General features: G+C 39.8%; 15 protein-coding genes. 5 read left to right on the forward strand and 10 right to left on the reverse strand.

What is annotated here, in order from left to right:
- Position 1 precedes the first annotated feature (1 nt).
- Positions 2-1,477, reverse strand: coding sequence for an amidohydrolase family protein (locus ACFFRD_RS10140; protein WP_392481352.1), 1,476 nt, complete (start codon positions 1,475-1,477; stop codon positions 2-4).
- A 119-nt stretch (positions 1,478-1,596) separates the two neighbouring features.
- On the opposite strand from ACFFRD_RS10140, the gene ACFFRD_RS10145 reads away from it, so the two are divergent.
- The 3 genes from ACFFRD_RS10145 to ACFFRD_RS10155 all read left to right on the forward strand — a co-directional run bounded on the left by ACFFRD_RS10145 (position 1,597) and on the right by ACFFRD_RS10155 (position 3,961).
- Entirely contained in the window at positions 1,597-2,391 is a 795-nt protein-coding gene (locus ACFFRD_RS10145; RefSeq protein ID WP_392483042.1) for an aspartyl/asparaginyl beta-hydroxylase domain-containing protein, read from the forward strand.
- 122 nt (positions 2,392-2,513) lie between these two features.
- Entirely contained in the window at positions 2,514-3,521 is a 1,008-nt protein-coding gene (locus ACFFRD_RS10150) for a zinc-binding dehydrogenase (RefSeq protein WP_392481353.1), read from the forward strand.
- A 41-nt stretch (positions 3,522-3,562) separates the two neighbouring features.
- Entirely contained in the window at positions 3,563-3,961 is a 399-nt protein-coding gene (locus tag ACFFRD_RS10155; RefSeq protein WP_114083467.1) for a nuclear transport factor 2 family protein, read from the forward strand.
- Positions 3,962-3,983: 22 nt separating this feature from the next.
- On the opposite strand, the gene ACFFRD_RS10160 is transcribed toward ACFFRD_RS10155, so the two are convergent.
- The 7 genes from ACFFRD_RS10160 to ACFFRD_RS10190 all read right to left on the reverse strand — a co-directional run bounded on the left by ACFFRD_RS10160 (position 3,984) and on the right by ACFFRD_RS10190 (position 11,884).
- A complete protein-coding gene (locus tag ACFFRD_RS10160) occupies positions 3,984-4,460 on the reverse strand; it encodes a hypothetical protein (RefSeq protein WP_114083468.1) in 477 nt (158 codons plus the stop codon).
- Positions 4,461-4,757: 297 nt separating this feature from the next.
- Positions 4,758-7,151 carry a response regulator gene (locus ACFFRD_RS10165; RefSeq protein ID WP_392481354.1) on the reverse strand — a complete coding sequence of 798 codons (2,394 nt, stop codon included), beginning with the start codon at positions 7,149-7,151 and terminating at the stop codon, positions 4,758-4,760.
- Between the two features lie 980 nt (positions 7,152-8,131).
- Positions 8,132-8,713, reverse strand: coding sequence for a hormogonium polysaccharide biosynthesis acetyltransferase HpsU (gene hpsU / locus ACFFRD_RS10170; RefSeq protein ID WP_392481355.1), 582 nt, complete (start codon positions 8,711-8,713; stop codon positions 8,132-8,134).
- A 45-nt stretch (positions 8,714-8,758) separates the two neighbouring features.
- Entirely contained in the window at positions 8,759-9,715 is a 957-nt protein-coding gene (locus ACFFRD_RS10175; RefSeq protein ID WP_392481356.1) for a glycosyltransferase family 2 protein, read from the reverse strand.
- A 23-nt stretch (positions 9,716-9,738) separates the two neighbouring features.
- Positions 9,739-10,671 (reverse strand): glycosyltransferase, encoded by a 933-nt coding sequence (locus ACFFRD_RS10180; RefSeq protein WP_392481357.1) that lies wholly within the window; start codon positions 10,669-10,671, stop codon positions 9,739-9,741.
- A 134-nt stretch (positions 10,672-10,805) separates the two neighbouring features.
- Positions 10,806-11,615, reverse strand: a complete 810-nt coding sequence (locus ACFFRD_RS10185; protein ID WP_392481359.1) for a hypothetical protein — start codon at positions 11,613-11,615, stop codon at positions 10,806-10,808.
- Between the two features lie 74 nt (positions 11,616-11,689).
- A complete protein-coding gene (locus ACFFRD_RS10190) occupies positions 11,690-11,884 on the reverse strand; it encodes a hypothetical protein (protein WP_041565685.1) in 195 nt (64 codons plus the stop codon).
- 274 nt (positions 11,885-12,158) lie between these two features.
- On the opposite strand from ACFFRD_RS10190, the gene cobU reads away from it, so the two are divergent.
- Together cobU and ACFFRD_RS10200 are read left to right on the forward strand one after the other, a co-directional pair.
- Complete coding sequence (cobU, locus tag ACFFRD_RS10195) at positions 12,159-12,734, forward strand: bifunctional adenosylcobinamide kinase/adenosylcobinamide-phosphate guanylyltransferase (protein WP_392481360.1); 576 nt, start codon at positions 12,159-12,161, stop codon at positions 12,732-12,734.
- A gap of 45 nt (positions 12,735-12,779) precedes the next feature.
- Entirely contained in the window at positions 12,780-13,199 is a 420-nt protein-coding gene (locus tag ACFFRD_RS10200) for a hypothetical protein (protein WP_179073184.1), read from the forward strand.
- Between the two features lie 342 nt (positions 13,200-13,541).
- Here the strand turns inward: ACFFRD_RS10200 and ACFFRD_RS10205 are convergent, their stop codons facing one another.
- Together ACFFRD_RS10205 and ACFFRD_RS10210 are read right to left on the reverse strand one after the other, a co-directional pair.
- Positions 13,542-14,261 (reverse strand): DUF4079 domain-containing protein, encoded by a 720-nt coding sequence (locus ACFFRD_RS10205; RefSeq protein ID WP_392481361.1) that lies wholly within the window; start codon positions 14,259-14,261, stop codon positions 13,542-13,544.
- A gap of 197 nt (positions 14,262-14,458) precedes the next feature.
- Positions 14,459-16,117 carry a glycosyltransferase family 39 protein gene (locus ACFFRD_RS10210; protein WP_392481362.1) on the reverse strand — a complete coding sequence of 553 codons (1,659 nt, stop codon included), beginning with the start codon at positions 16,115-16,117 and terminating at the stop codon, positions 14,459-14,461.
- Between the last annotated feature and the right edge of the window lie 150 nt (positions 16,118-16,267).

Genomic DNA, 16,267 nt, shown 5'->3' on the forward strand with positions numbered 1-16,267 from the left:
TTTAAGACTGGGAGCGTTTCAAATACCGCCCAGTGGGTGAACCTAAAACTTGCCCATTGTTATAAATAAGATTTCCACGCAAAAAAGTACTCTTCACCCGCCCAGTTAACTCTACACCTTCAAAAGGTGTATAACCTTGTTGTGACTCAGACTCAGCCGCACGCACTACAAAGCTTTCATTGGGGTCTACCAATACCAAATCAGCATCATAGCCAACAGCAATATCACCTTTTTCTAACAACCCAAAGCGCCGCGATGGGTTCCAAGATAGCAACTTAGCCATCTGGTTGTAAGACATTCCCCGCTTGCTACCTTCACTAAATACACCAGAAAGTAAATATTCTGTACCGCCAAAACCAGACTTTGCTAACCAAATATTATTTGGGTCTTTAGCACTTCTTTTTTGTTCAGCAGAACAGCAAGCATGGTCGCTAACTATCCAATCTACTTGATTGTTTAATACTGCTTGCCACAAGTATTCAACATCAGCGCGAGGACGGATAGGAGGGTTAACTTTTGCCCAAATACCATTAGGAGTATCCACATCTAATAGCAAATGTCCAACAGTAACTTCTCGCCGAAAATTGATATGGGGAAAAGCAGTTTGCATTGTCAAAGCTGCTTCCATTGCTTTACGCGAACTAAGGTGCAACAAATTGATATTTGCACAGTTAGTTTCATTAGCCAAATAAGAAGCAATGCAAATTGCTAAACCTTCTGAATGAGGTGGACGCGCTGCACTATAAGCGTGTAATCCGCTCAGACTAGAATCATTTTCAACTATTTTGGTATAGGCGTTGAGAATTTCTGCAACTTCACAGTGCAAACTCAAGCTGATAGTATCTCGCGCTTCTGGATGTTTTTCCATCAAGCGAGTTAGACCGCGCATAATAAATTCAAAATGGGCAAAGTCGTATCTTTCCTCTTTGTTAATCATCAAAAAGAGGTTTTGCTGGTCTGACAAACCATGCAACCCATATCCGCCATAAAACATGAAGATTTTAAACGAAGATATACCGTATTCCTCAAACAATAAAGGTATTTCGTCGATATGCTGGCTTGCTATAGGTGCGATGTGATAGCCGTAATCTACAAAAAAATTACCTGCGGATAACGCCAAAACCTCTGGAAAAAAATCGCGGTAGGAGCCGCCTTTGTTAAGATAATACTGCCCTGTACGGATGTAATTTAAGCTGGTAGTTACGCCTCCCATTGCGGCTGCTTTGCTTTCAGTCAGAGCATCTTTATCAAGGGGTTGATAAATACCTACGTGCATGTGGGCATCTACGACTCCAGGAAAGCCTAGCAGGTTTTTGCCATCAAATACCTGTTTGCCTGTGTCTGGGCTAATATTAGAGGCAATCTGAGCAAATTTTCCATCCTTAATGCCTAAATCAAGTAGTTCGATTGCGTCCTGATGGGGACGAACTACTCGCACATTTTTGATAATTTGATCTAATAGGGGAGTTTCAGACACAGTAGACCTCACACTAAAATGAGTTTAGTCAGGAATTCCAACATCGAATCTGGACGAAGACCAAATCCTATCATTATATATAACGGTTTTTTATGAAATCATCTTCAGGAGAAAAAACAATGGAAAGCTTTAATGAATATAATATAGACCCAAATCAATTTACTTTTCTCAAAATCTTCGAAGATAACTGGCAAGTGATTAGAGAGGAATTTAAACGCTTTATTAACCAGGCATCTGATGAAGAGCTAAAGTTAACTTACGATATTCTGGGGCCTAAAAGTAAAACGATTAAAACCAAGGGTAATGCAAAATACAGCGCTTTTGGTATTTTATTTCAAGGTCTTTTTATTGAACAATATATTCAAGCTTATCAAATACAATATCCTGATTATGGGCCAGATGAGGCATCAAAAAAAGCACTTTTATTAAGAGAGAAGTATTTTCCAAATTTAGCTAATTTGATAAAAAATGTGAATTTTATTGATGATGATATCATCAGAAACGTCTATTATGGTACATTTCATCCGGGATTAGATATTAAGCTGCATGTAAACTATAACCCTCATACAAATCGTGGGTATTTGGGATTAATAGTTCCAGAGGGAGATGTGGCTATGAAAATATGCCACGATCAACTTTATTGGCATGAAGGAAAATTCCTGGTTTTAGATCATAGCTATCCACACTGTCCACATAATTACACTAATTATGATAGAATTGTTTTGGTTGTAGACTTTTTTAAACCAGATAAACCTAGAGATGAAGTGATCCGATTTGAGAAAGAGCAAGTCACACAACGGATGCAAGATAATCCTTACAGCTTAGGTGTTTTTGGTAAAAGTGATAAAGCTAAAGAAGAAGATTTTATCAAATATGGTTTAGCTCATCAGTTAGAGTGGGATAAAGCTTTATAAGGATAGTGAAATGCACCTTAGATTGTTGATAAATAGTGCGTTAGGTGAAAGCAAAACAAACGCACTCTAAATTTAAATTTTTCAACATAGCTTTTAATATTTGCACCGAATTACTTGTATCAATGAATGTACAAACCTACAGAAAGTTAATAGCAAATCAACTGAATCAAGATTTTAAATCTGCCATTAAAATTGTCGAAATTCCTATTCCCAAACCTGCTGCTAGCGAACTTTTAATTCAAAATAAATTTGCTGGCGTTAACGGTGGCTTTGACACCTTACTTTGCCGTGGTGATGTTCCATATATTAACTTAATTCCTCCCTTTGATTTGGGTGTGGAAGCTGTGGGGAAAGTTATCGCTATGGGTGAAAATGTCAAAGATTTTCAAATTGGTGATGCTGTCATAACTACGGCACGTGGTGGCGGTTATCGAGAATATCAGGTTATCAATGCAAACTTAGCAGTAAAGGTACAGGAAGCAACGCCAGAGTTGCTAACACTAATGCCTACAGGTGTATCAGCTTTGGTTGCATTGGAACAAGTGGGGGAGATGAAAAGTAATGAAGTGGTTTTAGTGACAGCCGCCGCCGGGGGAACAGGTCATATTGCAGTGCAATTGGCAAAGTTAGCCGGGAATCATGTCATTGGTACTTGTAGTTCTGAGGCGAAGGCAAAGTTACTGAGAGAATTAGGGTGCGATCGCATTATCAACTATCGCACAGAAAATCTCAATCAAATCCTCAAGCAAGAATACCCCAATGGGATTAATTTAATTTTTGACTGTGTAGGTAAACAGGTTTTTGATACTTGCGTTGAAAACTTGGCAGTGCGCGGACGCTTAGTTGTAGTTGGTTTCATCTCCGAATACGCAAAAGATGTAGAAGAAATTACACAACCACGCCTTTATCACCAGCTATTTTGGAAAGCTGCTTCTGTGAGAGGCTTTCTCATGCCTCATTATAAAGAATATATGGCAGAGGCACGCGATCGCCTATTAAACCTGTTCTACACAGACAAACTCAAAGTTTCCGTTGACCCAAGACACTTTCAAGGCATAGAATCAATACCCGAAGCTGTAGAATATCTCTTCAGTGGTCAGAATTGTGGGAAAGTAGTTGTGAGGTTTTAAGTCACACAGCATTAGTTTATATCTAGTTAGCGCGGGTGGGAATGACACAAGACTCAGAAAATACTTTAAAAGTTGCTCGACAGGCATTTGAGCATCTTACGTATGGTATGGCAACTGGAGAGTGGGAAGCATTGTTAGATATGCTCACAGAAGACTTTACCCTTTGGTTTCCAATGGGTAAATTCCACGGTTTGAATGTCGGTAAACAGCGAGCTAGAGAATTTTTCGAGTACGTTTTTGAAGCCTTCAGCCCTGGTTTGAACTTGACCGGCTTAGACCGTGTTACGAGCAATGAAACAACGGCTGTTTTTGAGTTTCGAGATGAGGGACTTTTGTTTGGGCAGCTTTACAAAAATCGGGTAGCGGTTTCTTTTGATGTGCGTGGAGACAAAATTTGTGGCTATAGGGAATACTTTGGCAGCGATGGTAAATCCTATTAAATAATTCGTAATTACGAATTATTTAGTTTCTCTCAGGGTTGAGTTTGTTGATTTCTTTGCACTTAGCTTCTGCGGCTTGATATGCTGCCAAATAGTCCTGACCACCCAACATCACATCACCATAATATTCATAAGGTGGATCGCCATAGATTGGTAATGGTTCATCTTCTGGATAATCTTCTTTCGATTCTTCAATGATGGCTTTCAATTTTTTAACCGTTAGCCTTTGTGCTGCAAAATACCAGAGTTCTTGGGGATTTTTGTTCAGGTGCGGTAATGTGGGATCGATAATGCGTACCTCAGAGGCATCACCTAGTTCAATCCAACTGTGTTCAATCGGCCTGTATGGCTTTCCCACAAAAGTTAAAAATCCTTGGACATATCTTGCTCCCTCAGTAGACAATGCTGCTTTGTAAGCATTATCAAACGGAGTGCTAGCTCTGCTGTTTATGCGTTCAGCAGTTTCAATTGACAGCGTTTCATCCAGTAGTTTGTTCATCAATAGCAAGGATTAGAGCAGCCATGAGAATATATTACCACTCATGGGGAATGGGGAATAGGGAATGGGAAATGGGAAATGGGAGTTGACATACTCCCCGGCGTGAACCAACGGTGATTCTGGAGTAATGAGTAATAAGTAATGAGTAATGAGTAATGAGTAAATACCCATTTTTCATCCACTCATTACTCCTTACTCATTACTTTAAAGCATTGCGTGAAGCACGGGGTTTCAGACCCATATTTTTGATGAGGTAGAAATAACCAATGACAAATGACAAATGACGAATGACAAACTCTACTTTGTATTAATTACCATCTGTAAATTTCTTAACAAGTCGCTTGAGGTGTAGGGCTTGGACAATAGGGTTTTGACACTATTACCAAGGATTTTAATCATTTCATGATTGGAAGCTAATCCACTAACACCAATAATTTTGATCTCTGGATTAATTTTTTTCAACACATTGATGGTTGTTGGCCCATCCATGTTTGGCATCATCATATCAATCAAGACTACACTAATTTCTTGTTGATATTCTGTATATAGTGCGATCGCATCAATACCATCACTAGCTACTATAACTTTATAGGCATTTTTTTCTAACCAGGTTTGAGTAACCTCTCGAATTGAATCTTCATCATCAACCACGAGAATCAATTCTCCATGCCCCGGTGGTAATTCATCTCCAGCTAATTTACTATCTGTCTCCATTGTTTGCGTGACGGGTAAGCAAACTTGAAACTCTGTGCCTTTGCCCACGTCAGTCACTACATTCACAAAACCGAAGTGGCTTTTTATAATCCCAAGCACTGTTGAAAGACCAAGCCCTGTGCCTTTTCCGACTTCTTTTGTTGTGAAAAATGGCTCAAAAATTCTATCTACTATTTCTCTCTTAATTCCTATGCCTGTATCACAGACGCTAATCATTACATAAGAACCTACCTTAGCATCAATATTCATTTTGGCGTAATGACTATCAACCCAGAAATTCTTCGCAGAAATCTTTAGAATACCGCCATTAGGCATGGCATCATGAGCATTGATACATAGGTTCATTAGCACTTGGTGTAACTGGGTAGCATCGCCAAAGATATTCCATAAGTTTTGCTCAGAAATATCAATACGGATTTCAATAGCTCTGGAAAATGTTTGCTTAATAATATTTTCAATTTCTGAAATCAAATACCGCACCTGTAAGGTTTTAAAGTTCCCTACAGAGCCGCGTGAAAACCATAACACTTGTTTAACTAAATCTGCGGTGCGTTTAACATTTGTTTCCATAATTGTTAGCCATTGCTGACTTTTTTCATCTGGAAGCTGTGCCTCTAAAAGTTGCACTGTCATCAACATAGGTGTTAGTGCATTGTTAAGATCGTGGGCGATACCACTTGCTAGAGTGCCAAGGCTCTCCATTCGCTGGGCGCGGAGAAACTGCGCTTCAAGTTGTTTTTTCTCTGTAATGTCGGAGTTGACAATTAGGACGGATTTAGCTTGTCCCTCATTATCATTTACCAGTGTCCATCGGCTAGCAACGATAATCTCTTGGCCTTGTTTGGTAACTTGATATAATTCACCTTGCCACGAACCATGTTCAACTAAAGTTTTCTGGATGTTTTTTAGTTGGCCAAAACTTTGCTTTTGATACAAAAACTGATTGGCATTCTTGCTCAATGCTTCTTCTGCCATCCAACCGTACAGATGTTCAGCCCCTTTATTCCAAAATTGAATTTTGTTAACTAAATCTTGAACGATAATTGCGTCTGTGGTGATATCGAGCCAAGCTGCTTGCTCACGAATTTTTTGCTCTGCATTTTTGCGTTCACGTAGCACAGCTTGCTGTTCGGTAATATCAATTACAAAGCCCGCCATCCGAGCAACTTTGCCTGTAGAGTCTAAAAAGATATAACCATTATTTTCAACTGTGATGTAAGTGCCATCTTTGCGAGCGACGCGAAACTCAAGGTGGAATCGCTCTTTTGCGGATAAAATGCGGTTAATCTCTTCATTGAATAATTTTCTATCATCAGGATGAACTAACTCTAACCAACGCTTCAAACCTCCTAACATCTCAGGCATAGAGTAACCTAATATTTGCTCTACATTGCCACCATATTTAATATCGTTGGTATCCAAGTACCAGTCGTAGAGAATTTGACCACTCGCTTGAATTAGTGCTTGGTAGCGATTGTTCCACTCATCTAATGCAGCTGAATGACATCGCAGTTCTTCTTCTACTCGCTGGCGCTCAAAGATTTCTATTTCTAAACGTTTATTTTGCTCTGTGAGTTTTTTTGTGAGGTTTCGTAAACGTAAATGGATATTTACCCTAGCTAAAACCTCTTTATTTTCTAGAGGTTTAGTTATGTAATCTACTGCCCCAAGGTTCAAACCTTTGATTTGATCTATCTTATCGGTTATAGCAGTTAGAAATATTACTGGAATATCTTGAGTAGCTGGATTTTTTTTCAAAAGTCTACAAGTTTCAAAGCCGTCAATTCCTGGCATTAATACATCCAATAAGATTAAGTCAGGTAAGGCATTCTCTGCAATTTCAATGGCATTAATTCCATCTTCAGATACTAAAACCTTCAAGCCGTAATACTCTAAAAGCTTGAATAATATCTCTAAATTAATAGGGGCATCATCAACTATTAAAATGACATTTCTTTCATCTTTGTTAAAATTCATACTTGCCTCCTATTAAATTTGTTTTAAATTTATCGCATTTGTTGATATTTAAAATCTTTGGCAAGTTGACGAACATGGTTGGCAAAGGGCACTTCATCACCTAATTCTTCGGGAGCATTCCAATGCAAGCAAATTGACCAAGATGATATATTCTAATTGCGATTAATTATCTACAAGATGCTAAGTGAACGCTCCCCCAGCCCCTCTCCGACATGGAGAGGGGAGTAAAAAGCTGAATTTTTCGTTGCTCCTCCCTTTCCGTTTCGGAGAGGGAGGCTGGGAGGGAGAGGTTCGTCGAACTCACGCTTTATTAGGTACCTTGCGAGAACGCCAAAGGCGATCGCAATAACAGCTTATACTTTTACACATTTGGGTGACTCTCACTTGTGGGAATGAGAAAAATTTTGCTAATTAGGCTATCACCTGACTGATTTGGTGCATCACATCTTCTGCCAGATTTTTTAGATATGCACGAATTTTGGATTAGAAAGCAAAAAGATTTAATTAAAAGTAAACTATCTCCAGGAAATGCCTATATAAAGCAGAGCTTATAGGTCAATACAGTTCAGTTAAGTATTTCTTCTTTCTCTTTGCATCTTTAGTCCCCTTCTCTGCGAGACACTGCGCGATGGCGGTAGCCTGCGGTAAGCCCTACGGATGACGCTCGTAGCTACGCTAACGCCAGTTCCTTTATGCTGGAGAATCCGTCCACCGGACTAGCTCACCACTTTGCATCTAGGTTATAAACAATTGACTTTAGAGTTTTACCCTTAACTGAACCTTATTGGTCTATATTCTATGCAATTGAGAACCGCTATAAATAAAATATGTAGAAAATTTAAGGTAGCGCAGCTAGTTGGGCTACCTTACTATAGACATCTGGTGAAAATGAATGTAGAGACGTTGCAATGCAACGTCTCTACAAGGGTTTCAGGTAAGCATAGTTAATTTCTGGAGATGTCTTATGTTTATCTATAAAATCATGGGGTTGTAGGGGTATCAAGTTTTATACGACTTGTCTTAGGACGACAGGGGCTTCCCCAACAAACCTGTCCAGAAGGCATATTCGTCAAAACAGTACTACGAGCGCCAATCACAGCATTAGCGCCGATTTGCACTCCCGGCCCAACGAAACAATCTGCTGCTACCCATGCACCATTATTAATAGTGATACTCGCTGTTTTTAACCCAAAAGCAGGATCTTGGATATCGTGACTACCAGTACACAGGTAACTTTTTTGGGAAACTACGCAGTGTTCACCGATGTGAATCTGATCGAGGCTGTAAAAAACTACGTTATCCCCAATCCAGCTGTAGTTGCCAATGGTAACTTTCCAAGGATAGGTGAAGCGGGCGGTGGGTCGAATTAATACACCTTGGCCAATACGAGCGCCAAATAGTCGTAGCAAAGCACAACGCAGAATATTTAACGGTTGAGGAGTAAGGGGAAATGCGATCGCTTGTACAAGCCACCACAACAATACATACCAACTTGGCCGTCCCCGATCAAACCAAGATTGATCATATTTGCGTAAATCTACAAAAGGTTGGTCATTTGTCATTTGTCATTGGTCATTTGTCATTTGTCATTTGTCATTAGTTATTAGTTATGAGTCAATAGTCAATAGCTTTACCTCTGCTCCTCTGCTCTCCTGCTCCCCTGCTTCTGCCTTTGGGGTAGTTGCAGTATTTAAGTGGCCACCACAATTACGTAATTCGTAAAGTTTAACGCCAATTTGATATTCATATTGACTCAGCAAGCGTGCATAAATATATCCAGCTTTGCCATCCAAAAAACCGCGTTGAATTATATAAAATAAAACAAACCGTAAAATGGGTTTAAATGGCAGGTGTACCCACACTTTTTTCAAAAAGCGCTTACGTTGCACTGCATCACCAAATAGATTCGCGCCGATGGTGCCGCTATCATCTTTACCTGTGAGAATATTAAAATAAACGCTGGCTTCCCAGTTGGAATAACGATTGTGCCTTTCTAGCCAGTGATAAAGATCGCGGAAGTCCTCGTGAAGCATATCATTTTTGAGATACCCAACTTTGCCCTGCAAAATCACATGTTCATGAACCTCGTTGTCACCAGTGTTAGGAATATCTTCTGTATGTAGGTTTTCGTAGCGACCTTTTTTATGCTGAAATAAACGAAGATTCCAATCGGGATATTTCCCACCATAACGAATCCATTTTCCTAAGAAAAATACACGGCGGTTGAGATAATAACCTGTATATTCTTGATTTTGAATTGCTTGGTCAATTTCTTCCCAAAGTTCCGGGGTAATGCGCTCATCGCAATCTACAATTAGCACCCATTCGTTTCGGAAAGGTAAATTATCTAAAGACCAATTTTTCTTTTTGGGCCAGCCTCCATTGAAGTTGAATTGCACAACATTAACACCGTGGCTTTTGGCAATTTCAATGCTGTTATCGGTACTTTGAGAATCTACTACAAATATTTCATCTGCCCTGCTGAGGCTCGCAAGGCAGGCTGGCAAGTTTGCTTGTTCGTTTTTTGCCGGAATTAATACAGAAACTGGTATTTTAGATGACATATCAGTATAAATTATGTTATTGGTTATTTCTTATTTGATGTAAATAAAAGACCTTGAATAGCAGCATTTAAGTAACCAATCTGACCGTAAGCATATACAAGTTTGTCAAACCGTTCTGCTGGATCAGAAAAATATTGCAATGCTTTATACAAGCCACGCACAAACCGTTCGCCACCTCGCTGTAATTGAGCGATTCCAGCTTTACCAGCAAGTTGTTCTCGATAGCATTCACTGATACCCTGCCACCAGCCTCGATTTAAAAACCAAGTGCGTTGTAGGCGTTCTGGGGCAACATTGTGAGCAACCAGTGCTTCAGGAAGATAAGCAACTTGCCAACCACGCTGTAGGGCAAATTCGGTCATTTGCAGTTCTTCATTTGATAATAGATTTTTCCCCACTCGACCGAGATGAGGATCAAAACCGCCAATTTCTTCTAGGAAACTGCGGCGGATAGAGTAATTTAAGCCTCTGGGTGTTAAGCCAGGTTGCTCGATGTAGATGTTACTGTCACCCAAGTCGTATGCACCCAGATTTGCCGCCAACCCTGGAGATAGCCATCGTGGTTGTTCGATTCCTGGGGGCCATAAGAGAGTGACTTTGCCACCTGCGATCGCTAGTTTAGAATTATTGTAATAGGCAAAATATAAAACTTGTAGCCACCCAGGGCTAGCAACAGCATCGTCATCGAGATAAGCCAGAATGTCGCCACTAGCTACTTTTGCGCCTGTGTTGCGGGCGACAGATAAACCGATAGTGGGTTCAAATACATACTTCAGGTGCGGATTGTGGGCCCTTTGTTCTACAACCTCACGGGTGCGATCGCTAGATCCATTATCAACTACCACAATTTCAAAGTCAGCAGCAAAATCCTGCGCTAAAAGACTATCAATTGCAGCCCCTAAATAGGTATCTCGATTGTGGGTACAGATAATGGCAGAGATTTGGGTGTCTGGCATAGATTTTATTTTGGATTTGAGATTTGGGATTTTAGATAAAAATCTTAAATCCAACACATACCTGCTGAGAGTTAATCTAAACCAAAAATTACTGACCCACCAACCGAGTTTCTTCGGAAATAATTTTTAAAACTTCACGTTTGTTGAATATGACTGTGTAAAACTACAAGTGTTTGGGCCAGTTGACTCAGGCGGGTTTCTAAAGATTGCTTGCGCCCCAAAAGTTGACGTAACTTTTGGTAACGTGCGATCGCCATACTAACATTAGCAACCTGATCTGCTGGACATGGGCGTGACCAGACTTTACCAGCATCGTCTACACCACATAGGCGGTAGCCAGTAATGGATGATTTATAAGATACTTTCCCACCAGTGGCGCAAATTTCTTCTACATAGTTCATCAGGCGGTCAACTTCTGCATGGCGCAGTGTTGCGGTTCCTCCCGGTTCTGGTTCGCTGGGATTGGATTCTAACCAGCCATTGACAATTGGCCCTTCTAAGTAAATATCCTGAATTTGGTTCAAAATATTTTGCAGTTCTATTTGCCAACCCGCGACAGTTTCCTGAATTTCTTGTAATAGATTCATCGCCAATGCTGGATTTGCTCCGTGGCGATGGTTACTAAAACTTGGAGTTTTCAACTTGGGTAAGCTGGGTGTTTTGCCCCCATTCTCTTGTGTTTGAAAGGTCTGCACAGAGTCATGGTGAGGAAAGAAATTCTGTTCGGGAGGATAATTACTCTCAGTATCTACACCCAATTCAACTGTTTGTTCTTCCTGAGATGATGGAGTTTGTGTGCTATCTGTGGATTCGTTGGCTCCGACACTGATTCTAAAAGAAAAAGGCCGTTTTGTCGTCGAATCAGTTGCTTCGGCGGCAGGGGCAGTACCGCGATTCCCTAAATCGTGTAGAGTTGCTTCTATGCGTTTTAAGCCTGCGTTCATAAAGACATCCTAAATTTTGCTGTCCCCAATGGTGTTGAAGAAGAGGCAGGAGAGCAGGGAGCAGGGGGGATAATTCAGATGGGGATTCGACCCAATAGAACTAGAACCACACTTGGTTGTTGTGGGGGAATCAGACCCATGTTCTGCTTCGCTCCACAGCAGAGAGCAGGGATCATTTCCCCTTGCTCCTTTTCCCCCTGCCCCCTGCCTCTTGTTGAATCATTAAGAATGGGGTTGTTGGGATTTTCGGCTTTTGCCAGTTGTGACATCAATGATGTTGGTGCTAATTTTATCCCTTAAAAGTTATTTGAAACCAAAAATCTCGCTGATGAAGTAAAAATTGTGGTGATAAATTGCAACCGTAAGCATCTTCTTGTTGAAGAAGGCAAAATACAGAATTCAGAATTCAGAATTCAGAACAAGAAAGTTGGGGATTCAGCCCCATAACACAGAATTCAATCCTGTTTGCGGAGCTTACTGGAGGTATTATTCTGGCTCCTGATTTCTGAATTCTCGTTTTGTTACAATACTCAGAAAACAACTTTGGGTAAAATCATCTTAGTAACAGGGCCAGCACGATCTGGTAAAAGTGAATGGGCGGAAACTCTGGCTATGGAGTCAGGGAAAGCAGTTGTTTACGTAGCAACAGCGACCGATAACACAGATGACCAGGAATGGCACCAACGTATTTTAGAACACCAACAACGCCGTCCCCAAGACTGGGTAACTCTAGCCGTACCTATAGAACTGTCTGCTACCCTCGCCGATGCCAAACCCTATAACTGCCTTTTAGTCGATTCTTTAGGAACTTGGGTTGCTAATCTCTTAGAAGAGGACGAATCTAGCTGGGAAAATCTCGTTGTAGAGTTATTAGAGACAGTAGAGCTAGTTGCTGCTGATGTGCTGTTTGTAGCAGAAGAGGTAGGTTGGGGTGTAGTACCAGCTTATCCCCTTGGGAGGATGTTCCGCGATCGCTTGGGTTCTTTAGTACGCCAACTAGCTGCTCTTAGTGAAACTGTTTATTTAGTAACTGGTGGTCATGTTCTCAATCTCAGTGTCCTTGGTTCGCCATTGCCAACCAGAGAGGATGCTGGAGTATTCAGAAGTCAAAATTCTTAACTATTGATTCAAATTAATCCAAAATCTAAAATCTAAAATTGTCTTATGGCAACCAAACAAGAAGTTAGAGGATACCTTGCCTACTGGTTTCAGTTGGGTAAGAAAGTGATTACGGGCAACGGGAAGGCAAGCATTTTGCCCAAATCGGTGCTAAATGGCGATCGCTATAGTGAAGAATTTGAAGAGTGCTGGCAGAAAATTATTGCGCCTGAATCAGGTGATTGTCATTTAGAGGGTACGCAAGAAACCATTGCTGAATTGTTGACACCAGCATGGGATATGGTTCCTTGTGGTCGTTGCAGTATGCCAGTAGCCGCGCGAAACGTCGGGATGCCGGCATTGTTATGTCCCTGTAATAGTTTACCTAATTGGCCTAATACAGAACTGCCAGCACCACGAGAGCCAATAAAGACTCAAGACCAACTTAAAACAATTCGCGATCGGCTTGTAGATAATATTGCTTAAAAAAGAAGCAAGGGGCAATACTTTTCGGTTAAACCCAATAATCTCTCTTTTGGTCTGGGGGAAGGTTAAAGGGCAATGGGGAAAGGGAAATTTAAACCCTTTCCCTTTCCCCTTTCCCCCAAAACCCGAAAAGTATTGGGACAAGGGGGACAAGTCTTCTCCATCTTCCCTGTCCTTCTTTATGCTCAATTCCCAATGTCTCATTCTCCCTGCCTCTTCGTTGAAGAAGAATCCAGAATCCAGCAATCTTTGAGTGGGAGATTCAAACCCGCCACTAATTGTAGACTGCGAAATCTTAGATATTGAGGAATTGGATAATTTATTTATTTGAAATCCCTTAGTTCACTTTGGTGGTAGAGAATTTGGCGTTGGACAAGTTTTATTAGCAAAATCACACTGATAAATATAGGGTTCTTGCCAACTTAAAGGAATTTCTAATAAATCTCGCGTTCCTGTCATACCTTGTCCAATAAATAGCAACAAAGCAATGCAGTTTAAAATCGTATGGACGATTCGCCAGCGATTGGATTTGTCTTGATAAATATCTTGAACAATAGCTAATGAAAAAATCATTAGCAGTGCTGCGGTAATACCAATATAATAATGTGACCAATACCACTCATTGGTACGGTGAAATACTCCATCTTGACAGCCTAATATGACTAAACCAGCACCGCTTAAAGTAGCAAAAGCTGCCCGCCACACTCGCTGTTTTGCCCGATAAAGAAATACTAAAGAGGCGATAGTAGCAGCTAATATTAATAGGATAAAAACAACTTGAAAAGGTGCTTTATTCCATAATTGATTTTTAATAATATTTTTACCAATAGGGTAGCTTAATCCGATTAAAGTTAATCCGACAACCGCACTTGTTAGTCTTTCACCTAATTGCTTATGTTCTACACCCACTACTGGAGGAATTTTACTCTTACTGCCGGCTAAAATTTGCAATCTGCGTTGGCGTGTTTGCCAAGCAAAATTAATCACTGTCCCAACAAGTGGAAACACGAATATAATTGCGATCGCTGGATGTAAAAGACCAAGAAAATCTGCTATTCCCATACAACACCTTTAAATTAATCATCAAATTAATCTCAACTGACAATTTAAAGCATTGTAGTACCACTTAAATTAATTTTAGATAAGAATCTGGTGAATATTTATTTTTGTTATTTTTAGCTATTTTTAAGCAAGTAAAATGTAAATGTCTTTGGAACAATTAAGTATCTAAAAACTAAAATTTTCTCATAACCTGATAGTCAACGAGCGGATAATTTCATCTTGCGGAGAATATCACGTTGGCGTACATTGCGAAGTTTAGCTAATTTCCAAACCGAATAATATTTGTCACTATAAACAATGTCTGTTTTTAAATTATATTTTTTTTCTATCGTTTCGCGCCAACTGTCTGAAGGATTGAATAAAAAAACGTCAGCAAACCTATCAGGAATTTTAGGAATTTTTTGATTTTGAACCAACAGAAATTGTACCTTGGGCTCCAAAAGATAGCTCAGAGAAAAGACATTACCATAATTATTACCCAAAGCATCACTAATCAAAAGTGGGCGAGTGGTCAGATTGATGATTTGGGCAACTTGAGGATTGCCATAGCTTGTACCCTTATTCCACCAAGTTTCTGCTTGGAAATTAACCTTACAAGAAATTAAACCACAAATAATTACCAATCCAACGATCGCATACCAAATATTATGGCGTGACACGCTCTCATTATATATTTTTGTACCTAGCAAATAAGCAACAGCTACTTGAATCCCTAAATAAGATGGTATGAAATATGGTTCAGATGATTGTATATCCTCAACCATTAAATCTGGCAGTATTAGAGGCAGTACTGGCACGACAATTAATATAATGATAAATAACCAAACTTTATAGTTAGTTGTTTGACAAAGGAAATAAATTGAATATCCTACAAATATGAAACAAATTAATGTAATTAAATAGTTAAATTGATTATCTAAGCTCAGGTCTATATCAAAAAATATTCGGCTTAATTGCATCAACAAAAATTCAAATCTAGGCATCAAAGATGACTGTGGTGTTGCCTTATCTGCTGAAATCAAAAATTGGAAAAAATCACCTATTACAACCACGAACCAAGGCATGAAGGCTAAAAAACCCATCAATGATGCTAGAAGATAAGTTCTGACAGTTGAAGAGAACTGGAATCTGGCAGTAGTAATAACATAAATTCCGTGAGCAACTGCGACAAATGCACTCCAAAGAAATGTATAAAGACTGATTGCCAAAGTTACTGCATAAATACTCCAGATAGTAAATGTTTCTGGCTGTTGTCTTTGTTTTGTTAGCTGATCTTGATCTTGTGATTCTAGGCGCATTGCTCGCAGCAAAGAAGCGCTAGATAGTAATATGGTGACTAACCAGAGAATATATTCTTGTGCTTCTTGGGCGTATACTAGTTGAATTGGAGAAATTGCCATAAGTGCGATCGCTACACCAGGAACCAATAGCGGCACATTAAATAATTCTCGACATAGCCAATAAACACCAGGGAAAACCAGCAAACTGATCAAAGCAGATAAACTTCTGATCGCCGTCACCGAATTACCAAAAACTTCCAACCATAATCTGGCTATTATGTAATAAAGCGGTGGATGCAAAGAATCTTCTTTAGCCAAAGTCATGATTGTGTCATTTAAGCTTTTTTTATTTACACCCTGAAACTGAGCAAAACTTTCTTTGCCAATGACACTACCATTAAATAATTTGTTTTGTGCTTCAGTTCTTGTATAACCAGAAATTCGCAATGAGGTATAGGTTTCATCATGGGAGTAAACCTTGGTATCAAGGTTAAAAAAGCGAAATAATATACCCATCGTCAATAAGAAAATAATTAAAAATCGCAACCAACTCGGAGCAGATTTGAGGTGGCGCATAAGTAGTTTTCCTAATATTTTGTCTAAAATAATCCAGTCAGGCGCATTACTAGATGAAGTGTCGCAGCTACGCCCATCATCATAATTCGTAATTCGTAATGGGCTACGCCCCGCTGCGCTAACGTAATTCGTAATTACGAGTTATATCTA

It is taken from the genome of Nostoc sp. C110, from assembly GCF_043099725.1.
Classification (GTDB): Bacteria; Cyanobacteriota; Cyanobacteriia; order Cyanobacteriales; family Nostocaceae; genus Nostoc; species Nostoc muscorum_A.